At 73.0% G+C, this 19,698-nt stretch carries 18 protein-coding genes and 1 pseudogene; 6 read left to right on the top strand and 13 right to left on the bottom strand.

The annotated features are described in order from the left end of the window. The first annotated feature begins 40 nt into the window (after window positions 1-40). Together BGP03_RS15830 and BGP03_RS15825 are read left to right on the top strand one after the other, a co-directional pair. Window positions 41-787, top strand: a complete 747-nt coding sequence (locus BGP03_RS15830) for an N-formylglutamate amidohydrolase (protein WP_298797550.1) — start codon at window positions 41-43, stop codon at window positions 785-787. A 226-nt stretch (window positions 788-1,013) separates the two neighbouring features. After that, on the top strand, window positions 1,014-2,873 hold the full coding sequence (locus BGP03_RS15825) for an FAD/NAD(P)-binding protein (protein WP_296370817.1): 1,860 nt from the start codon (window positions 1,014-1,016) through the stop codon (window positions 2,871-2,873). A 128-nt stretch (window positions 2,874-3,001) separates the two neighbouring features. On the opposite strand, the pseudogene BGP03_RS15820 reads toward BGP03_RS15825, so the two are convergent. From BGP03_RS15820 to BGP03_RS15765, 13 genes and pseudogenes are all read right to left on the bottom strand, one after another. After that, a pseudogene (locus BGP03_RS15820) lies at window positions 3,002-4,339 on the bottom strand (transposase). A 133-nt stretch (window positions 4,340-4,472) separates the two neighbouring features. Beyond that, window positions 4,473-5,369 (bottom strand): ABC transporter permease, encoded by an 897-nt coding sequence (locus BGP03_RS15815; RefSeq protein WP_296370816.1) that lies wholly within the window; start codon window positions 5,367-5,369, stop codon window positions 4,473-4,475. Next, window positions 5,359-6,126: an ABC transporter ATP-binding protein gene (locus BGP03_RS15810; RefSeq protein ID WP_296370815.1), complete on the bottom strand. Its 768-nt coding sequence runs from the start codon at window positions 6,124-6,126 to the stop codon at window positions 5,359-5,361. Before BGP03_RS15810 ends, BGP03_RS15815 begins: the two co-directional genes overlap by 11 nt. A gap of 4 nt (window positions 6,127-6,130) precedes the next feature. Next, the gene (locus BGP03_RS15805) at window positions 6,131-7,204 is read right to left on the bottom strand and encodes an ABC transporter substrate-binding protein (RefSeq protein WP_296370814.1); all 1,074 of its coding nucleotides are present in this window, start codon (window positions 7,202-7,204) and stop codon (window positions 6,131-6,133) included. A 93-nt stretch (window positions 7,205-7,297) separates the two neighbouring features. Beyond that, the gene (locus BGP03_RS15800) at window positions 7,298-7,420 is read right to left on the bottom strand and encodes a hypothetical protein (protein ID WP_296370813.1); all 123 of its coding nucleotides are present in this window, start codon (window positions 7,418-7,420) and stop codon (window positions 7,298-7,300) included. A 235-nt stretch (window positions 7,421-7,655) separates the two neighbouring features. After that, a complete protein-coding gene (locus BGP03_RS15795; protein ID WP_296370812.1) occupies window positions 7,656-8,945 on the bottom strand; it encodes a GTP-binding protein in 1,290 nt (429 codons plus the stop codon). Beyond that, window positions 8,946-9,866: a sulfate adenylyltransferase subunit CysD gene (cysD, locus tag BGP03_RS15790; protein ID WP_296370811.1), complete on the bottom strand. Its 921-nt coding sequence runs from the start codon at window positions 9,864-9,866 to the stop codon at window positions 8,946-8,948. Continuing rightward, complete coding sequence (locus tag BGP03_RS15785; protein WP_296370810.1) at window positions 9,845-10,549, bottom strand: phosphoadenylyl-sulfate reductase; 705 nt, start codon at window positions 10,547-10,549, stop codon at window positions 9,845-9,847. The genes cysD and BGP03_RS15785 overlap by 22 nt, the downstream gene beginning before the upstream one ends. Continuing rightward, the gene (locus BGP03_RS15780) at window positions 10,546-10,707 is read right to left on the bottom strand and encodes an Insertion element protein (protein ID WP_296370809.1); all 162 of its coding nucleotides are present in this window, start codon (window positions 10,705-10,707) and stop codon (window positions 10,546-10,548) included. The genes BGP03_RS15785 and BGP03_RS15780 overlap by 4 nt, the downstream gene beginning before the upstream one ends. After that, a complete protein-coding gene (locus BGP03_RS15775; protein WP_296370808.1) occupies window positions 10,704-12,389 on the bottom strand; it encodes a nitrite/sulfite reductase in 1,686 nt (561 codons plus the stop codon). The genes BGP03_RS15780 and BGP03_RS15775 overlap by 4 nt, the downstream gene beginning before the upstream one ends. A 70-nt stretch (window positions 12,390-12,459) precedes the next feature. Then, a complete protein-coding gene (locus BGP03_RS35930; RefSeq protein ID WP_363093868.1) occupies window positions 12,460-12,531 on the bottom strand; it encodes a putative leader peptide in 72 nt (23 codons plus the stop codon). 74 nt (window positions 12,532-12,605) lie between these two features. Then, window positions 12,606-13,799 (bottom strand): molybdopterin-binding protein, encoded by a 1,194-nt coding sequence (locus BGP03_RS15770; protein WP_298797557.1) that lies wholly within the window; start codon window positions 13,797-13,799, stop codon window positions 12,606-12,608. Further along, window positions 13,799-15,931, bottom strand: a complete 2,133-nt coding sequence (locus BGP03_RS15765; RefSeq protein ID WP_298797559.1) for a molybdopterin-dependent oxidoreductase — start codon at window positions 15,929-15,931, stop codon at window positions 13,799-13,801. The genes BGP03_RS15770 and BGP03_RS15765 overlap by 1 nt, the downstream gene beginning before the upstream one ends. A 144-nt stretch (window positions 15,932-16,075) precedes the next feature. On the opposite strand from BGP03_RS15765, the gene BGP03_RS15760 reads away from it, so the two are divergent. The 4 genes from BGP03_RS15760 to BGP03_RS15745 all read left to right on the top strand — a co-directional run bounded on the left by BGP03_RS15760 (window position 16,076) and on the right by BGP03_RS15745 (window position 19,687). After that, the gene (locus BGP03_RS15760) at window positions 16,076-17,002 is read left to right on the top strand and encodes a helix-turn-helix domain-containing protein (RefSeq protein ID WP_296370805.1); all 927 of its coding nucleotides are present in this window, start codon (window positions 16,076-16,078) and stop codon (window positions 17,000-17,002) included. A 42-nt stretch (window positions 17,003-17,044) separates the two neighbouring features. Then, entirely contained in the window at window positions 17,045-17,638 is a 594-nt protein-coding gene (locus BGP03_RS15755; protein ID WP_298797561.1) for a hypothetical protein, read from the top strand. A gap of 17 nt (window positions 17,639-17,655) precedes the next feature. Next, window positions 17,656-18,810 carry a radical SAM family heme chaperone HemW gene (hemW, locus tag BGP03_RS15750; RefSeq protein ID WP_298797590.1) on the top strand — a complete coding sequence of 385 codons (1,155 nt, stop codon included), beginning with the start codon at window positions 17,656-17,658 and terminating at the stop codon, window positions 18,808-18,810. Between the two features lie 76 nt (window positions 18,811-18,886). Then, complete coding sequence (locus BGP03_RS15745; RefSeq protein WP_298797563.1) at window positions 18,887-19,687, top strand: lipase; 801 nt, start codon at window positions 18,887-18,889, stop codon at window positions 19,685-19,687. The last annotated feature ends 11 nt before the right edge of the window (window positions 19,688-19,698 follow it).

Here is a 19,698-nt window from a genome sequence, read left to right as displayed (position 1 = left end):
GCGCAGGACGTGCGGTCTGCGAGGACGGCAGGATGGGCCGATGTCCGGTGATCGGCGCAGCCCGGTGCTGCTGCACGCGCCGCACGCCGGCACCGCCGTGCCCGCGTGGGTGCGCCCGCACCTGCTGCTCTCCGACGCCGAGCTGGCCGCGGAGATCGCCGCGCTCACCGACCACCGCACCGACGCGGTCGCCCTGGCCGCGGCCGACCTCGCTGCCGTGCGCCCGTTCGCACTGGTCAACCGCGTGTCACGGTTCGTGGTCGACCCCGAGCGGTTCCCCGACGAGCGGGAGGAGATGGCCGCGGTCGGGATGGCGGCGGTGTACACCCACGGCACGCGGGGGCAGCGGATCCGGGCGGACGACGGGGCCCACGTCGAGGAGCTGCTGGCCGCGTTCTACCGGCCGTGGGGAGCCGCTGTGGAAGCGGCCGTCCGGGGCCGGCTGGCGGTGACCGGCCGCGCCGTCCTGCTCGACGTCCACTCCTACCCCCGCGAGCCCCTGCCCTACGAGCTGCACGCCGAGGGCCCCCGCCCGGCGATCTGCCTCGGTACCGACGCGTTCCACACCCCGTCGTGGCTGGTCGAGGCGGCGCGAGAGGCCTTCTCCCCACTGGGGACGGTGGAGCTGAACACCCCGTTCGCGGGCACCTACGTGCCCCTGGCCCACTTCCGGGCCGAGGAGCGGGTGGCGTCGCTGATGCTGGAGATCCGGCGTGACGTGATCGACGACGCGGAGCCGGGGGTGGCCCGCGCCCTCGCGACGCTGGTGGACGTCGCCGCCCGGTGATCGGCGACGGTCGCACCGCAGCGTCCTCGCCGGGCCGGTGACGTGCGGTGGTGGCCGATCGCCGCCGCGTGACCCTGCCCGGTATCGGTGGCCACCTCGCCCGTCCCCACCTACAGTCGAGGCGTGGCGACCTCTCTCGTGTGGCGCAGGCACGTGGACCTCTGCCGCACGCACGCGGACCTCTGAGGACCGGGCCGACACCGCCCCGTCCCCCCGAGAGGAACCCATGAACGCCATCGCGATCGTCGGCGCAGGCCCGCGCGGCACCGGCATCCTGGAACGCCTCGGTGCCAGTGCCCCCGACCTGCTGCCCGGAGGCCTCGACGTCCACCTCGTCGACCCCTACCCGGCCGGCGCCGGTCGGATCTGGCGCCACGAGCAGTCGCCGCTGCTGGCGATGAACTCGATGGCCGCCGACGTCACGATGTTCACCGACGAGTCCGTGATCTGTGACGGGCCGGTGCGCCCGGGGCCGTCGTTCTGGGACTGGGTGCAGACCGGCCCCGAGGTCGATCCGGAGCTGCGCGACGAGCTGAGCAGGGTCACCGCATCCACGTTCCCGAGCCGGCGGCTGCAGAGCGCGTACCTCGGCTGGGTGCTGCGTCACGTCATCGCAGGCCTGCCCGACGGCATCCGCGTGCACGTCCACCGCACCCGGGCCACCGGCCTCACCGAGGACGGCGCCACGCAGATCCTGCACCTCGCCGAGGGGGCGCCGCTGCGCGTCGACACCGTGGTGCTCGCGTCCGGTCACCTCGACGCCACCCCCACCGACGACGAGCTGGCGCTGGTCGCCCGGGCCGCCGAGCGGGGCCTGCGCTACCTGCCACCGGAACAGACCACCGACTCCGACCTCTCGGTGATCGCCCCCGGCGAGACCGTGATCGCCCGCGGGCTCGGGCTGGCGTTCGTCGACCTCGTGGTGCTGCTGTTCGAGGGCCGAGGCGGGCGCTTCGAGCCCGACGGCGACGGGCTGCGGTACGTCGCGTCGGGGCAGGAACCGCGGCTGGTGGCCGGCTCGCCGCGCGGCGCGCCCTACCACTCCAAGACCCACTACCAGCTCAAGGGCGGCCGCCCGCCGCTGCCGCGGTTCTTCGGCCCCGACGCCACCGACGCGCTGGCCACGCCGGTCGACCTGCGTCGCGACGCCTGGCCGCTGATGGCCAAGGAGATCGCCTGGGGCTGGTACCACGAGCTGTTCGTGGGCCATCCCGACCTGGTCACGACGTCGTGGGAGGAGTTCGCCGACCGGTTCGCCGCGCTCGACTGGGACTCGCCCGCCATGGACGCGCTCATCGCCGGGACCGTGCCCGACGCCGGCGACCGCATCGACTTCACCGCGCTCGACCGCCCATTCGAGGGACTGGCCGCCGCCAGCCTGGAGGACCTGCAGCCGCTGGTGCGCGACCGCATCGCGCTCGACCTGCACCGCCACGTCGACGAGCGCCACACCCCGTACCTCGGCGCGTTCGTCGCGATGCTGTCGGTCTACGGCGAGACCGGGCGACTCACGCTCTCGAACCGGTCCCGGGCCACCGACATGGGCTGGTGGCAGGGCTTCTTCAACTCCGTCGCGAGCGGCCCGCCCGGGTTCCGGGTGCGGCAGCTGCTCGCGCTGTCCCGCGCGGGCTACGTGCAGTTCCTCGGCCCGGGCATGTGGGTGGAGATCGGCGAGGGGGAGTTCCGGGCCGGGAGCGCCGCGCTCGACGGCGCCCCGCCCGTCACGTCCACGGTGCTGGTGGACGCGCGTCTGCCCGACATGAGTGCGGCCCGCAGCGTCGACCCGCTGGTCGCCTCGCTGATGCGCGACGGCGCGCTGTCCGAGGACGTGATCGTCGACGCCGACGGCACGGTCCTGCGCAACACCGGGCAGATCCTGGTGCGTCCGGCCGACGGCGCCGTGGTCGACGCCGGGGGCCGGGTGCACCCGCGGCGGTTCGCGATCGGCCCGCACACCAGCGTCACGGTCGCGGGCGCGTTCACCCGGCCCGGCATGAACGCGCAGAGCCTGCGCTACAACGACGCCGTTGCCCGCGCGGTGCTGCAGAGCCTGCCGCGCGGGGCGGAGCGGGCCTCGGCGGCCTGACCCGGCCCGTCACCGCAGGCTGCCCCTGCTGTCGCCCTAGCTACTTCGACCTGAAATAGACCGCTGGCGCTGGTGCAGCTCGCTGGAATGAACACCGCAGGAGGTGTTGATCTCCGTCGGGCGGTTGATCAGCCCGCGATGGCCGCGATCTTGACCAGGTTGTGGGCCAGGACGCCTTGTCCGGCCCAGATCCGGGCCCCTTCGAGGTCATCGAGACGCGTCCGATCCCACCCGTACTGCCGTTTGAGGGTGCTGATTCGGGCCTCGCTCCCGGTTCGCCACTTGACCGTTCGGCGGAACGCTCGGCGGTGCTCGTGGGCTTGGCGGCCTTTGCCGGGTCGGCCCTTGCGCGGGATCACCACTGTGCGGACCCCGAGGTCGTGCAGGTCGTTCTCCACGGCGGCTTCGCCGTAGCCGCGGTCGGCGGTGACCGTGCGCGGGCGACGGCGGGTGCGGCGGATGACCCGACCGACCGCGGGTGCAAGTTGCGGCGCGTCAGCGGGGTTGCCCCGTTCGACGGTGTGGTCGAGCACGACGCCGTCGTCGTTGTCGACGACCTGGCCCTGGTAGCCGAACTCGACGGGCCGGCCCAGGCGGCCCTTCGCGATCGGGCGGGCGTCCGGGTCATGCAGACTGACCCGCCGGGTGGGCCGGGCGGGGTCGTCCCGGACAGCCGTTGGCGAGTCTGGGCGGCGATCCGCCGGGTCGCCTCGAGTAGCTCGGTCAGGTCGTTCACCGCGCGGCGCAGCCGGCCCCGCCGCCGCCCCGCGGCAGGGTCACTGCCACCGGTCGCGGCCAGCTCAGCTGCCTTGACCTGGGCGCGGCGCAGCGCCCGGCGGGCGTTCGCGAGCAGCAGCTCGGCCTCGGTCGCGGCGCGTTCGGCCAGCCCGGCCAGCTCACCGGTAATCCGCCGCACCACGGCCTGGGCATCGTCGCGACCCTCCGCGGTGCGCAGCCGCAGCTTCGCTCCGATCGCCCGCGCGCGGGCACCAGCCGAGCGGCTGCGATCCCGCACCCGGGTCCGGACAGCGCCGCCCGCGGCCTGCACCCGACGTCCGGCCGCGCCGATCCGACGGACCGCCTTGGCCAGCAGCGCCTCGTTGCACCCGTCGACCGCGGCGGTGCCGCAACGGGTGGTGAGCTTCATCAACGTCGTCGGGTGCGGCACCCGCCCATCGATCGAGATCCGACAGAACCGCCGCCACGTGATCGAGTCGGCCACCTCGCGACACAGCGTCTCGTAACCCAGCCGGTAGCGGAACTTCAAGAACATCAACTGCAGATAGACCTCCATCGGCGTCGACGGCCGACCCACCCGCGGATCGAAGAACGGCACAAACGGGGCGAAGAACACCGGATCGTCCAGCAGTGCGTCCACCCGGGCCAGCTCCTCGGGCAGCCGCAGGACCTCCTCGGGCAGCACCCGCCTCCCACAAGCTCACCCCGGGAGCACGCGTCCGCAGCATCTCGCCTCGTTTCCCCAGCTCACAGCGGATACGAGACCATTCTCGCGTCAAACCAGGCCCCACTGGGGGAGGCGCGCGGACATTTCCGCAGGTCAAACGCCTACCCACTCAGGACTTCTTCAGGTCGAAGTAGCTAGACGCCGAGTGCCAGACCGCGGGCCCGGAGCACCCGCCGTTCGATGGGGCGGAACACCAGTAGCTCGATACCGATGCCGACGATCAGGATGAGGAAGATCGCGGCGATCACGCTGGGCATGTCGGACAGGTCGCTGCCGTTCTTGAGGTAGGCGCCCAGTCCGAACCCCAGCAACGGCCCGGCGGCGATGATCTCCGCCGCCATCAGCGAGCGCCACGAGAACGCCCAGCCCTGCTTGCATCCCGCGATGTAGCCGGGCAGGGAGGCGGGCAGCAGGATGTGCCGCGCGCTGCGCAGCCCGCTCGCGCCGAGCACCTGGCCGACGCGGGGCAGGATCGGCGGGATCTGGTCGATGCCGGCCACCAGGCCGTTGGCGATCGACGGGATCGAGCCGGCGAGCACCACGAAGTAGATCGTGGCGTCGGTGAGCCCGAACCACAGGATCGCCGCGGGCACCCAGGCCACGGACGGCAGGCTCTGCAGGCCCGAGAGCAGGGGCCCGATGGCCGCCCGCACGACCTTCACCTTGGCCACGAGCAGGCCCAGCGGTGTGGCGATCAGCAGCGCGATGGCGAACCCGATGAACGCCCGGCTGATCGACGTCCAGAGGATGCTCCACACGCTCCCGTCGACGACGATCTCCGCGAACGCGTCCCACACGCTCAGCGGCTGCGGGACCTTGAACTCGCTGGTGATCGCCGACGCCCAGACGAGCTGCCAGACCGCGACGAACAACAGCAGCGCGACGATCGGCGGCAGCCCCGTGACGATCGCGCGCCGCCACCAGGGCGTGGCGACGACCGTGGGCGTGTCGAGCGCGTCGAGGCCGGCTACCGCGGCGGCGGAGTCGTCGGCCCGGGGTCCGTCCTTGCGGATGTCGACCTCAGGCGGCATGGCTGGTGATCACCTGTCGGAGCCGGGCCGTGATGTCGTCGTAGAGCTGCGGGCCGCCGTCCTGCACGTCGTCCCACTCGCCGACGATCGTGCCGGGCCGCGACGACAGCAGCACCACGCGCTGGGCCAGTCGCACGGCCTCGCGCACGTCGTGGGTGACGAAGATGATCGTGGTGCCGGTGGCCTCCCAGACGCGCAGCAGCTCGCCCTGCAGCACGTCACGGGTGATGGCGTCGAGCGCGGCGAACGGCTCGTCCATGAGCAGCAGGCCGTCCCCGTCCCCGCTGCTCGTGGCCGCCGCGAGCGCACGGGCCAGCGACACGCGCTGACGCATGCCGCCCGAGAGCTCGTGGGGCCGCTTCGGGCCCAGCCCGTCGAGGCGGACGAGCTCGAGCAGCTGGTCGGCGCGGTCCCGGCGGGCCTGCCGGCCCAGTCCCGCGAGCTGCAGCGGCAGCTCGACGTTGCGGCCCGCGGTGAGCCACGGCAGCAGGGCGGCCTCCTGGAACATGAACGACGGGCGCGTGGTGCGCAGCTCTACCGTGCCCGTGGTGGCCTCCTCGAGCCCCGCCACCACGTTGAGCAGCGTCGACTTGCCGCAGCCCGACGCCCCCAGCAGGCAGACGAACTCGCCGGGGCGCACCTGCAGGTCGATGCCGTGCAGCGCCGTGACGGCTCCCGCGCCGGTGCCGAACGTCTTGCCGACGCCCCGCAGGTCGACGGCGGCGGTCTGCACGGTGCGTTCGATGGTGGCGGTCATCTGTTTATCCCTGGGCCTTGTCGAGACCCGCGGCGTCCACCGCGGGCTTGCCTGCTGCCTGGAGCACGCTGTTGAGCTGGGTCACGTCGACGAAGCCCTTCAGGTCGGTCTCCGTCGTGGTCACCCCCGCCGTGACGCTGTCCTTCGACAGCTGCGGGAACCGGGCGGCCAGCGGGTCGAGCGTGAACGTGAGCTCCGAGAACGCCCGGTCGAGCACGGCGGCGGGGAGCGTGGCGTTCGTGATCTTCTTGATCGCGTCGTTCGTGACGGTCTTCGCCGCGGCCGGGTCGGAGGTGGCGAGGTCGACGGCCTTCTGCTCACCGCGGAGCAGGGCCGCGACGGTGTCGGGGTGCTCCTGCAGGTACTGCGTGCGGACGATCAGCACCGTGGAGGGGAACTGCCCGTTCGGCCACAGGGTCTTCTCGTCGACGAGCACCTTCGCGCCCGCGTTCACCAGCTGCGAGCTCCACGGCTCGGGCAGCCAGCCGCCGGCGAGCTGCTTGGTCCTGAAGAGGTCGAGCGTGCGCGGGTTGTCGAGGTTCTGCACCGTCACCTCGTCGGGGCCGGTGCCCTGCTCCAGGTTGTTGTCCCGGAGCCACTTCTTGAGCGCGACGTCCTGCGTGTTGCCCTTCTGCGGGGTGGCGATGATCGTGCCCTTGAGCTGTGCGGGCGAGGTGATGTCGGGGGAGACCACGAGCTGCGCACCGCCCGAGGTGGCGCCGGCGATGAGCCGCACGTCCGCGCCCTTGGACTTGGCGAACCCGTTGATCGCGGGGCTGGAGCCGATGAAGCCGGCGTCGATCGAGCCGCCGAGGATGGCCGCGATCTCGTCGCCGCCGGCGTTGAACGTCTGGGTGGTGAGCTTGGTGCTGCCCAGCTCGGCGGCGAAGAAGCCCTTGTCCACGCCGATCAGGGCGGGCGCGTGGGTGATGTTGGGGAAGTAGGCGAGGCGCAGCTCGGCGGCGGGGGTGGTCGCGGCGGGAGCGGCGGCGGTGCTCTCCGCGGCGCGCGAGCAGGAGGCGAGGGCCCCGAACGCGACGACGGCGGTGAGGGCGGTGAGGAGACGGGGCAAGCGCATGGTGGGTGGAGTGGTCCTTCGGCTGTGCGCGTCGGGGCGCGCGGCATCGCTGACGGGGCCGGCGTGGGGCACGGCGGGGGTGGAGCGGCTGGGTCAGCGACAGAACTCGTCGAACGCGTGGCCACGACGGGACGGCCAGAAGCGCTCGAGATCGATGACGAGGGGAGCCGGTGCGCTGGCACGGGGACGACGCAGGGCGTCGTCGGTGCGCGTCATCGGGTCCACTGTTCCATCGTCGGTACCCGCGGGGCGTTGTACAAGTGGCTGTCCGCTCCCCGGGATACGGAGCAAATGTACGGACCTCTGATCATGGCCAGCTCAGAGCCGGGTTTGCGGATGGACGGGCTCGGCGCGTGACCCGGCTCTCCACGAGTGGTCGGGTCGGCGGCTCGACCCGCTGCCGTCGCATCAGCAGCGCGACCCGGTCGCACGCAGACCCCGACTCGCGGTGTTACGGGGCCAGGGTCAGGGGGCTGCCCACCAGGCCGGCGGCCAGGGTGTTGCCCGTCGGCGGGTCGATCAGCAGGAAGCTGCCCGTCGCCCGGATGTCGGCGTAGTCGTCCACCGGGAGGGGGTCGGCGGTGCGCAGGCTGACGCGGGCGATGTCGTTGATCGTCAAGGTCTGCGGGGCGTCGACGTAGGCCACCGTGTCGGTGTCCAGGCGGTCGCCCAGCGCGCCGACGATCACCTGCGTGGTGCGGGTGCCGTGCTTGAGCAGCAGCCGCGCGCCGGGACGCAGGGGCTTGTCCGACAGCCAGCACAGCGTGGCGTCCAGCTCGTTCGTGACGGTCGGCGGCTGGGCGGCGGAGGCGAGGACGTCGCCACGGGAGATGTCGATGTCGTCGGCGAGCAGGATCGTGATGCTGCGGCCGGCGCCGGCGGTGTCGAGCGGGCCGTCGGCGGTGTCGACGCTCTCCACGGTCGTGCGGGTGCCGCCCGGGAGGACCACGACCTCGTCGCCGGGACGGACGGTGCCCGACGCCACCTGCCCGGCGTAACCGCGGTAGTCGCTCCGCGGAGCGTCAGCGGAGCGGGCATCGATACCGCGCGGCGGCCGGATCACGTACTGGACCGGCATCCGGAACGGCGCGCCCGCCTCGGGCGGGGTGACCGGCACCGACTCCAGGTGCCCGAGCAGGGTGGGGCCGTCGTACCAGGGGGTGTGCTCGGAGCGGTCGACGACGTTGTCCCCGACCAGTGCCGAGACGGGGATCGTCACCACGGCGTCGTCGGAGAACCCCAGCGACCGGGCCAGCCCGGCGAAGTCCTTGCCGATGGCTTCGAGCTCGGCCTGGTCGTAGCCCACGAGGTCGATCTTGTTGATGCACAGCACCAGCCGCGGGACGCGCAGCAGCGCGAGGACGGCGGCGTGGCGGCGGGTCTGCTCGACCACGCCGTGCCGGGCGTCGACGAGGAGCACGGCCAGCTCCGCGGTGGACGCGCCGGTGACGGTGTTGCGCGTGTACTGGACGTGCCCGGGGGTGTCGGCGAGGACGAACTCGCGCGTGGGGGTGGAGAAGTAGCGGTAGGCCACGTCGATGGTGATGCCCTGCTCGCGCTCGGCGCGCAGGCCGTCGACCAGCAGCGACAGGTCGGGGGAGTCCTTGTCCACCGACGCGCGCTGCACGGCCTCGATCTGGTCGGCGAGCACCGACTTGGTGTCGTAGAGCAGGCGCCCGACGAGCGTGGACTTGCCGTCGTCGACGGAGCCGGCGGTGGCGAAGCGCAGCAGATCCTTCACTTAGAAATACCCCTCGCGCTTGCGGTCTTCCATGGCGGCCTCCGACAGGCGGTCGTCGGCGCGGGTGGCCCCGCGCTCGGTCAACCGCGACGCCGTGACCTCGGCGATGATCTCGTCGAGCGTGCTGGCCGACGACTCGATGGCTCCGGTGCACGAGCCGTCGCCGACCGTGCGGTAGCGGACCGTCCTGAGCTCGAGCGTCTCGGTGCCGCGTGCGCCGCCCCACGGGCCCTCGGCCAGCCACATCCCGTCGCGCTGGAAGACCTCGCGCTGGTGGGAGTAGTAGATCGAGGGCAGCTCGATGTTCTCGCGCTGGATGTAGCGCCAGACGTCGAGCTCGGTCCAGTTGGAGATCGGGAACACGCGCACGTGCTCACCGGGGGCGTGGCGGCCGTTGTAGAGATTCCACAGCTCGGGGCGCTGGCTGCGGGGGTCCCAGCGGCCGAACGCGTCACGCAGCGAGAGGATCCGCTCCTTGGCCCGGGCGCGCTCCTCGTCGCGGCGGCCGCCGCCGAACACGGCGTCGTATCTGCCCTCGACGATGGAGTCGAGCAGCGGGACGGTCTGCAGCGGGTTGCGCGTGCCGTCCGGGCGTTCGGTGAGGCGACCGTCGTCGATCCAGTCCTGGACGTTCGCGACCTCCAGGCGGAGGCCGAGGCGCGCGACCAGCGAGTCCCGGAAGTCGATGACTTCGGAGTAGTTGTGCCCGGTGTCGACGTGCAGCAGCGGGAACGGCACCGGCGCGGGCGCGAACGCCTTGACGGCCAGGTGCACCAGCAGCGTGGAGTCCTTGCCGCCGGAGAACAGGATCACCGGGCGGTCGAACTCGCCGGCGACCTCGCGGAAGATGTGGATGGACTCGGATTCGAGGGCCTCGAGGGCGTCGAGAACAGGTGCGCTCACTGGACGTGCAGCCCGCATTCGATCTTGCCCGTGCCGGCCCAGCGGCCGCTGCGCGGGTCGGCTCCGGGGGCGGGCTTCGCGGTGCAGGGGGCGCAGCCGATCGACGGGTAGCCCGCGTCGACCAGCGGGTTGACCAGCACGCCCCGCTCGCGGATGTAGGCGTCCATGTCCTCGTCGCTCCAGGCGGCGATCGGGTTGATCTTGACGAGCTCGAACTTCTCGTCGTAGGTGATCAGAGGGGTGTTCGCCCGGGTGGGGGCCTCGACGCGGCGCACGCCGGTGACCCAGGCGTCGTAACCCGCCAGGGTGTCCTGCAGCGGGGCGACCTTGCGCATCGCGCAGCACTGGTTCGGGTCGCGGGCCCAGAGGTCCTTGCCGAACTGCGCGTCCTGCTCGGCCACCGACAGGGACGTCTGCGCGTTGACGATCCGCACGTCGTAGGTGTGCTCGACGGCGTCGCGGGTGCCGATGGTCTCGGCGAAGTGGTAGCCGGTCTCCAGGAACAGGATCTCGACGCCCGGGCTGGCCTTCGCCGCCAGGTCGACGAGCACCGCGTCCTGCATGTTGGAGGCGACGATCAGCCGGTCGCCGAACGTCTCGGCGGCCCAGGCGAGCAGCTGCTGGGCCGTGGCGTCCGGGCCCAGGTCCGCGGCACCGCGCAGGGCGACGGCGCGGAGATCGACTTCGGTGGTGACACTCATGAAGGAACTCCGATCCCGATCATCTTCACGGTGAACGTCCGCAGGCACGAGCCGCAGTACCAGGCCCCGTGCGCGGCCTCGGCGGGGCGCAGGTCCTCGTCCCCGCAGTACGGGCAGTAGAAGGGCACGGCGCGCGCACGGGCGGCGGAGCCGCTCACTTCAGTGAGTCCTCGTCCGCCCGCAGCACCCACTGGGCGAACCGCTCGCCGTCCTCGCGTTGCTCGGTGAAGCGGCGCACGACGCGCTCGACGTAGTCGCCGAGCTCGTCGCTGGTGACCTTGAGGCCGCGCAGCTTGCGCCCGAACCCGGCGTCGAGGCCCAGTCCGCCGCCCAGGTGCACCTGGAAGCCCTCCACCTGGTTGCCCTCGGCGTCGGTGACGATCTGGCCCTTGAGCCCGATGTCGGCGACCTGCGTGCGGGCGCAGGAGTTGGGGCAGCCGTTGAGGTGGATGGAGATCGGGGTGTCCGGCGTGACGTCGGCGAGCCGTTTCTCCAGCTCCTCGACCAGCCGGATCGCCCGCTCCTTCGTCTCGACGATCGCGAGCTTGCAGAACTCGATGCCCGTGCACGCCATGGTGGAGCGCCGCCACGGGGACGGGTCGACCTGCAGGCCGAGCGCGTCCAGGTCCCGGGTCAGGGCGGCGACCTTGCGGTCGTGGACGTCGAGCACCACGAGCTTCTGCTGCGGGGTGAGCCTCACGCGCTGCGAGCCGGCCCGCTCCGCGGCGTCGGCGAGCGCGACGAGCGTGGTGCCCGAGACGCGGCCGGACGCGGGGGCGGCACCGACGTAGTTGAGGCCGTCCTTCTGCTTGTGGACCCCGATGTGGTCGATCGGGACGGCGGGCGTCTCCGGCGCGGGGCCGTCGACGAGCCTGCGCCCGAGGTACTCCTCCTCCAGCACGCGCCGGAACTCCTCCACGCCCCAGTCGGCCACGAGGAACTTGATGCGGGCGCGGTGGCGCAGGCGGCGGTAGCCGTAGTCGCGGAAGACCGAGACGATTCCGGCCCACACTCCCGCCACCTCGTCGAGCGGCACCCAGGCGCCGAGGCGCACGGCGATCTTCGGGTTGGTGGACAGGCCGCCACCGACCCAGACGTCGAAGCCGGGGCCGTGCTCGGGGTGCTCGGACCCGATGAACGACACGTCGTTGATCTCGTGGGCGATGTCCTGCTGCCACGAGATCGCGGTCTTGAACTTCCGCGGCAGGTTCGAGAACGCCGGGTTGCCGATGTACGTGGCGATGATCTCGTCCATCGCCGGACTCGGGTCGATCTTCTCGTCGGCCGAGACGCCGGCGACCGGCGAGCCGAGGATGACACGCGGGGTGTCGCCGCAGGCCTCGGTGGTGATCATGCCCAGGCCCTCGAGCTTCGCCCAGATCGCGGGCATGTCGGCGATGTCGATCCAGTGGTACTGGATGTTCTGCCGGTCGGTGATGTCGGCGGTGTCGCGGGCGTAGGTCTGGCTGATCTCCCCCAGCGCACGCAGCTGCTCGGTGGTGAGCGCGCCGCCGTCGAGCCGGACGCGGAGCATGAAGTAGGAGTCGTCGAGCTCCTCGGGCTCCAGTGCCGCGGTGCGGCCGCCGTCGATGCCGGGGCGGCGCTGCGTGTAGAGGCCCCACCAGCGCATGCGGCCGCGCAGGTCGGCGGGGTCGATGGAGTCGAAGCCGCCCTCGGCGTAGACGGTCTCGATCCGCGCGCGGACGTTGAGCCCGTCGTCGTCCTTCTTGGTGCGCTCGTTGGGGTTCAGCGGCTCGCGGTGGCCGAGCTTCCACTGGCCTTCGCCGCGCTTGCGCTTGCCGGGAGTGGTGGTGGGGGGCAAGTCAGGGCCTCCGGACATGCGGCACGGGCGTGCCGCGGCGCGGCAGGGCCCGGCGCCGGGTGGTGGTGGTTCGGGGTCGGCGCGGAAGCTAGGGCTGCCGACAGAGCGCGCTGCTGACGCGGTTCAGGTCGACGTGGCGGCGGGCCACCAGTCGCAGCATCAGCGCGGGCATGGGTTCAGCGTGCCACCTGTCCGGTCAGCAAATCCATCGCCGTCCGCATGCTGGGAGCGGATTCACACCGCGGTGACCCGGCGCAGCGTCCTGACCTCTGGTGTTCCGGCCCATCCCGGGGCGTCGGTCAGATGCGCCATCACCCGTTCGCCGGCGTCGAACCCGGCCGAGCCGGCGTCGATGCGCAGCACGGCGTCGGCGCGGGCGAGGGCGGTCTGGGCCCCGGCGCCGCGGGCGAGGGGTTCCGCCGACCCGTCCTCGTGCAGGGTGAGCAGGACGTACTCCTCGCACTCGGCCCGGCTCGGGACGGCGCTGCGCAACCGGGCCGGGACGGGCCGGGGCGGGTCCAGACGACGTCCCTGCAGGTCGGCCAGCAGCGGGACGGCGAACAGCTCCACGGCCAGCGCCGCCGACACCGGATAGCCGGGCACCCCGATCACCGGCACGCCCGTGTGGAGCACCCCGAGCAGCACCGGGTGTGCGGGCCGCACGGCCACGCCCTGCACCACGACGGTGCCCAGGCTCCGGATGACGTGCGCCGTGTGGTCGTCGCGGCCGGCGCTGGAGCCGGCCAGCACGAGCACGAGATCGGCGTCCGCGTCCCGGACGGCCGCCGCGATGAGGGCGGGCTCGTCGGGCTGGATCGCGGTGACCCGCACGACGCACCCGAGTGACCGCAATGTCGCGGCCAGCATGAGCGAGTTGGTGTCGAGCAGCTCCCCGGGCGCGAGGTCGGTGCCCAGCGGGCGCACCTCGTCACCGGTGGGGACGATCGTGACCACCGGCCGCCTGCGGACGTCGAGCGCGGGGAGCCCGCCCGCGGCCGCGGCGGCCAGGTCGGCCGGGCGCAGCACGCGCCCGGCCGGGACGAGCTCCTCGCCGGCCAGCACCGACTCGCCGACCTGCCGGACGTGCTGCCCGCTCCGGGCGGGTTCCCGCAGGTGGACCGACCCGTCCGGGCGTCGGCGCAGGTGCTCGCGCATGACCACGGCGTCGCGGCCCGGGGGCAGCGGGTCGCCGGTGTCGACGACGTCGAAGCGGCCCGCCCCGACCACCGACGAGAGGGTGTCCCCGGCCAGTACCGCGATCCCGTCCATCGCCGCGCACGGCACGGCGGGGGCGGACAGCCGGGCGCGCACCGGCCCGGCCGTCACCCGCCCGGCCGCGTCCGTGATCGGGACGCACTCGCTACCCAGCACGGACGAGCCGAACGCGGCCCGCCACATGGCCGTCGCGGTACCGACCGAGGGCGCCATCAGATGGCCTCGACCTCGACGCGCGTGTCGGAGAACGTCGGCGCGTTGCCGAGGTCGGCGAACCGGAAGGGGTTCACGGCGTTGACCGTGGACTGGTCCTTCGCGTTCTTGCGCCACGCCCCCATCGGCGACATCGCCACGCCCGGCGCGATGTCGTCGCTGATCTCGGCGAGCGCGACGTACTGCCCGCGGTCGTTGTAGACGCGCACGTAGCGCCCGGCGACGATACCGCGCTCCTCGGCGTCCTGCGGGTGCAGGATCACCGTCTGCTCGCCCTGGACGCGCTTCTGCTTGTCCTGGTCGCCCGCGCTGGAGTTGACGTAGGCGTGCGACTTCGGCGAGATGAGGTTGAGCCGGTAGCCGGAGTCGGCGGTCTCGCGCGGCGGGATGTAGTGGGGCACCGGGTCGACGGCGTCACCGGGCTGGAACTCGTCGCAGCCCTGCCGGAACAGGGGCACCACGAAGTTGTTGGCGATCGACGACTTGAACTCGGTCTTGCCCGACGGGGTCGGGAAGTTGCCCTCGGCGTGCGGGGCGTACTCGTCGGGGCCGGGGAGGTTGAGCCGCGCCCAGCCGGTCTCGCGCAGCGACTCCAGGGTGATGCCCTCCATCGCGGGGGCGTCCCAGTCGTAGGCCTCGGCCATCATCTCGTCGTCGGTGCGCGTGAAGCAGGGCTCGGTGAAACCCATGCGCGCGGCGAGCCTGCGGAACAGCTCGGTGTTGGGGATCGCCTCCCCCAGCGGCTCGACGGCCGGGGTGTTGAGCGTGATGTAGAAGTGGCCCCAGCTGAACATGATGTCCTTGTGCTCGAGCTGGGTCGTCGCCGGCAGCACGATGTCGGCGTAGCGCGCGGTGTCGGTCAGGACGTGGTCGCTGACCACGGTGAACAGGTCCTCCCGCGCCAGCCCCTCGGCCATCTTGTCCTGCTCCGGACAGACGACGAGCGGGTTGGAGTTGTAGACCATCAGCGCGTTGATGGGCGGGTCGAGCTCCATCTCGCCGTTCAGCGCGCGGCCGAGCAGGTACTGGTTGACCACGCGGGTGCCCGGCGTCTGGAGCTCGGGGTGCATGTGCGCGCCCCAGTTCACCGGGTGCGCCCACAGCGGTAGCTGCAGCAGCCCGCCGCCGACCTCCTTCCAGGCCCCGACCAGCGCGGGCAGGCAGGCGATCGAGCGGACGGTCTGGCCGCCGCCGGCGTGGCGCTCGATGGCGACGCCGATCCGGATCATCGACGGCGACGAGGTGGCGTACTCGCGGGCGAGGGTGCGGATGTCGTCGGCGGGGATGCCCGTCTGCTCCGACGCCCACTCCGGCGTGTGCTCCTGGACGCGCTCGACGAGCTCCTCGTAGCCGACGGTGTGGTCGCGGACGTAGTCCTCGTCGGTGAGACCCTCGTTGATGATCACGTGCATCATCGCCAGGGCGAGCGCGCCGTCGGTGCCCGGGCGGATCGGGATGTGCCAGTCGGCGCGCTTGGCGGTGCGGTGGCGCATCGGGTCGATGACCACGACCTTCGCGCCGCGCTTCTGCGCCTCGGCGACGAAGGGCCACAGGTGCAGGTTCGTCGAGAGCATGTTGCAGGCCCAGATGATGATGTAGCGGGAGTGCACGAGGCTCTCCGGGTCGACGCCCGCCGTCGCGCCGATCGTCATCGTGTAGGCGGTGCACGCGCCCGAGTCGCAGTAGGTGCGCTCGGAGATCGTCGCCCCGATCTTGTTCATGAACGGGTCGCCGACGTTGAGGCCGTTGAGGATGCCCTGGGTGCCCAGGTAGCTCACCGGCATGAGCGTCTCGGGGCCGTGCGCGGCGATCTCGGTGCGCCAGCGGTCGGCGATCGTGTCCAGCGCGGTGTCCCAGCTGATGCGTTCGAACTGCCCGCTGCCCTTGGGGCCGGTGCGGCGCATCGGGTACAGGACGCGGTCGGGGTTGTAGACCTTCTCCTGGTAGTTGTTGACCTTGACGCAGAGGCCGCCCTTGGTGAAGGGGTGGTCGGGGTCGCCCCGGACCTCGGTGGCCTTGCCGTCGGTCACGGTGACGAGCATGGCGCAGGTGTCCGGACAGTCGTGCGGGCACGCGGCCCGCACCGTCGTGGTCGTGACGTCGGTGACGGGGATGTCGTCGAGTGCGGTCATCGCAGCATCGTGCTGCGCGGACGGCCGCTCGGGTTGGCCCTGTGTGACCACGCTGTTGTCGCTCGGTGACACATGTGCGTGTGCGTTGACGCGCACCGCGGTGCACTCCTAGCCTCGGAACACCCCCGAGCAGCCGAGGCGCCCATGAGCTCACCTGCGACGACCGACCGTCTGGACGTCTGGCGCGACCTCATCCGGGACAACTTCGTGGCGCTGGACATCCACGCCGACCGGGACCGGACGTTCGCCGGCTCGGTGCGCACCAGCGACCTCGGGCACCTCACGGTCGCGTCGGTCGAGTCGGGCACGCAGGGCTGCAGCCGCACCCCGGGCCTGGCCCGCCGCGACAGCGACGTCTACCTGCAGGTCGGACTGATCGCCCGCGGCGCCGCCACCGTCGCGCAGGACGGCCGTGAGGCCGTGCTGCGCCCCGGTGACTTCGCCGTCTACGAGACCGACCGGCCGTTCTTCTGGGGGCTGCAGGGCGACTGGGAGCTGCTGGTCTTCACGTGGCCGCGCGCCAGCATCGCCCTCGACGCGGGTGCGTCGCAGCTGCTCACGGCCCGCGCGCTCAGCGGCGGCGACGGGCTGGGCGCCATCGTCGGCCGCATGCTGCGCGACCTCGTGACCAGCCCGCCCGAGCTGAGCGCCGCCGGCGGGGTGCGGCTCGCGGACGAGGTCGCCGAACTGGTCACCACCGTCGCGGGCGAGCGGGTCAGCCCCGCCGCGCCCGCGCGGGCCGCGGACGACCTGCTGCGCCGCATCGACGCCCACATCCTGGAGCGCCTGGCCGACCCGGACCTGTGCCCGACGAGCATCGCCGCCGCGCACTTCGTCTCCACCCGCCACCTGCACCGCCTGTTCGCCCACCGCGGCGGCACGGTCGCGCAGCAGATCCAGCGCCTGCGCCTGGAGCGCTGCCGCCGCGAGCTGCTCGACCCGCGCGGCTCGATCACCGACGTCTCCCGGCGCTGGGGGTTCACCGACCTGGCGACCTTCAGCCGGGCCTTCCGCGGGGCGTACGGGATGTCGCCGAGCGAGTGGCGGCAGCGCTGCACACCGATGTCGTGAAAGCCCCACGCGGGAGGGGTGGCGCCCGCTAGCGTCGAGGGCGTGCCACCGACGGTCGTCGACCTGCGCAGGGCCCCACGGGTGCCGTTCCTCGGTGCGCTGCTCGTGGTCGGCGTGCTGGCCGCGTCGGCCGGGTACGGGGCCTGCACCAGCCGATCCGTCCCGATCGGGGTGATCGGCGGGGTGCTGGCCGTCGTGTTCCTCCTCTGCCTCGTGGCTCTTCCGGGGGTGCTGCGCACCCGCCGGCTGGTGATCGACCACGAGGGGGTCCGGCTCGAGCGCGGCGGGCGCCGTCCGGAGTGGCGGGTGGCGTGGACCGAGCTGGCCGGGGTCGGACTGGTCCGCAACGACCGGGAACGGCAGCGGATCGCCCGGCGGTTCCGCGCCAACCCCCTCGGGAACGTCCCGCCCGGCGTCGTGGCGGTGACCGTCTCGGTGGAGCTGGTGCCCACCGGCACCGAGGCGGTCCGCCGCCATCCCGAGATGGCGCGGTACCTGCGGCTCGGCCACGGCGAGGCGTGGCGGGTGCCGCTCATCGTGAGCGTGGGCGAGCCGCTCCCGATCGCCGACGCCCTGCGGCGGCGGCGCCCCGATCTGTGGCGCGGGGAGCGGTCGGGCCCGGCGCTGCTCGGCTGAGCGGCGGGGCGCCTACCCTGGGCGCAGTGCACCCGCCCTTCGGCATCTACGTCCACGTGCCGTTCTGCGCGTCGCGCTGCGGCTACTGCGACTTCAACACCTACACGGCCAGCGAGCTCGACGGCTCGGGCGCGTCGCCGGACGGCTGGCTCGCCGCGGTCCGCCAGGAGCTGGCCCTGGCCGCGGGCGTCGTGGGGGAGCGGCCCGTCGACACGGTGTTCGTCGGCGGCGGCACGCCCTCGCTGATCGGCGCCGCCCGGCTGGGCGAGGTGCTCGGCGCCGTCCGGGACACGTTCGGGCTGGTCCCGGGGGCGGAGGTCACCACCGAGTCCAACCCCGAGTCCACCTCGCCGGAGTTCTTCGACGAACTCGTCGACGCCGGGTTCACCCGGGTGTCGCTGGGCATGCAGTCCGCCGCGCAGCACGTCCTGGCGGTGCTCGACCGCCGCCACACCCCCGGCCGCGCCGTCGCCGCCGCGAAGGAGGCCCGCGCCGCCGGGCTGGAGCACGTCAACCTCGACCTGATCTACGCCACCCCCGGCGAGACCGACGACGACCTGCGCTCCTCCCTCGACGCCGTGCTCGACGCCGGGGTGGACCACGTCTCGGCCTACTCGCTGATCGTCGAGGACGGCACCGCGCTGGCCCGCCGCGTGGCCCGCGGCGAGCTGCCCGCCCCCGACGACGACGTGGCCGCCACGCGCTACGAGATGATCGACGACCGGCTGTCGGAGGCCGGTCTGGGCTGGTACGAGGTGTCGAACTGGGCCCGTTCCGACGATGCGGCCTGCCGGCACAACCTCGGCTACTGGCTGGACGGCGACTGGTGGGGCCTGGGCCCCGGCGCCCACTCCCACCTCGCCGGATCGCGCTGGTGGAACGTCAAGCACCCGGCCCGCTACGCCGCCCGGCTGGCGGAGGGGGAGCCGCCGGAGGCCGACCGCGAGGAGCTCACCGACGCCGAGCGCCACACCGAGCGGGTGATGCTGCGCCTGCGCCTGGCGGAGGGGCTCCCCGTCGATCTGCTGGACGCGGACGGCCGGACGGCGGCCGGCCAGGCGGTGGCCGACGGCCTGCTCGTGCCGGAGGGCGACCGCGTGGTCCTCACCCGCCGCGGCCGCCTGCTGGCCGACGGCGTGGTCCAGTCGCTGCTGGCCGGGGTCGGGGTATGACGCCCGCGACCCCCGTCCCGCGCGCCCGCAGCTCGACCGAGGGCTGCGATGTGTCGCCGGGTCCGGTGGGGGCGGGATGAGCCCGCGGCGGCGCCTGCTGGTCGCGCTCCTCGGGGTCCTCGTGCTGGTGGGAGCGGTGCTCGTGGTCGTCCAGGTGATCGGCAACCGCCCCGCCTCCGTCGATCCCTCCGCCCGGCCCGCGCAGGACGACCCGGGACCGGTGCTGCTCGTGCCGGGCTACGGGGGGTCGCAGGCGAGCCTGGAGCCGCTGGCCGCACGGATCCGCGCCACCGGACGGTCGGCGCAGGTCGTGGCGCTGGAAGGCGAGGGCACCGGTGACCTATCCGCGCAGGTGGACGTGCTCGACGCGGCCGTCGACACCGCGCTGAAGGCGGGCGCGCCGTCGGTGGACGTCGTCGGCTACTCCGCGGGTGGCGTGGTGGCCGGGCTGTGGGTGGCCCGCGACGACGGCGCCGCGAAGGCCCGCCGGGTGGTCACCCTCGGCGCGCCGCTGGCGGGCACGTCGCTCGCTGCCGCGGGGGCGGCGGACCTGCCCAGCGCGTGCCCGGTCGCGTGCCGGCAGCTGGCTCCCGGCAGCTCCCTGCTCGCCGAGCTGGCCCGCGCCCGCGTCGGCACCGCGCTGCCGTGGCTGTCGATCTGGACCACCGACGACCAGACCGTCACCCCGCCCGACTCGGCCCGCCTCGACGGCGCGGTGAACGTGCCGCTGCAGAGCCTGTGCCCCGGCGCGCAGGTGGGCCACGGCAGCCTGCCCCGCGACCCCGCCGTCGCCGGCCTGGTGCTGGAGGGCCTGTCGACGGCCGCGCTCACCTCGACGGGCGACTGCACGACCCTCCGCGCGGCCGGGACCGGCTGAGGCGGCGGGTG

This window comes from Pseudonocardia sp. 73-21 (assembly GCF_001899645.1).
GTDB lineage: Bacteria > Actinomycetota > Actinomycetes > Mycobacteriales > Pseudonocardiaceae > Pseudonocardia.
The sequence above is the reverse complement of the archived record's forward strand: the minus strand, read 5'-3'. Positions and strand labels throughout refer to the sequence as shown.

Bases quoted from the DNA above. Each gene is read 5' to 3' on its own strand.
- BGP03_RS15745 (WP_298797563.1), top strand. From the start codon at position 18,887: ATGAGCCCGCGGCGGCGCCTGCTGGTCGCGCTCCTCGGGGTCCTCGTG.
- BGP03_RS15775 (WP_296370808.1), bottom strand. From the start codon at position 12,389: ATGTCCGGAGGCCCTGACTTGCCCCCCACCACCACTCCCGGCAAGCGC.
- BGP03_RS15785 (WP_296370810.1), bottom strand. From the start codon at position 10,549: ATGAGTGTCACCACCGAAGTCGATCTCCGCGCCGTCGCCCTGCGCGGT.
- BGP03_RS15815 (WP_296370816.1), bottom strand. From the start codon at position 5,369: ATGCCGCCTGAGGTCGACATCCGCAAGGACGGACCCCGGGCCGACGAC.
- BGP03_RS15805 (WP_296370814.1), bottom strand. From the start codon at position 7,204: ATGCGCTTGCCCCGTCTCCTCACCGCCCTCACCGCCGTCGTCGCGTTC.
- BGP03_RS15830 (WP_298797550.1), top strand. From the start codon at position 41: ATGTCCGGTGATCGGCGCAGCCCGGTGCTGCTGCACGCGCCGCACGCC.
- BGP03_RS15770 (WP_298797557.1), bottom strand. From the start codon at position 13,799: ATGGCGCCCTCGGTCGGTACCGCGACGGCCATGTGGCGGGCCGCGTTC.
- BGP03_RS15765 (WP_298797559.1), bottom strand. From the start codon at position 15,931: ATGACCGCACTCGACGACATCCCCGTCACCGACGTCACGACCACGACG.
- BGP03_RS15810 (WP_296370815.1), bottom strand. From the start codon at position 6,126: ATGACCGCCACCATCGAACGCACCGTGCAGACCGCCGCCGTCGACCTG.
- BGP03_RS15800 (WP_296370813.1), bottom strand. From the start codon at position 7,420: ATGACGCGCACCGACGACGCCCTGCGTCGTCCCCGTGCCAGCGCACCG.
- BGP03_RS15825 (WP_296370817.1), top strand. From the start codon at position 1,014: ATGAACGCCATCGCGATCGTCGGCGCAGGCCCGCGCGGCACCGGCATC.
- BGP03_RS15760 (WP_296370805.1), top strand. From the start codon at position 16,076: ATGAGCTCACCTGCGACGACCGACCGTCTGGACGTCTGGCGCGACCTC.
- cysD (WP_296370811.1), bottom strand. From the start codon at position 9,866: ATGCGGGCTGCACGTCCAGTGAGCGCACCTGTTCTCGACGCCCTCGAG.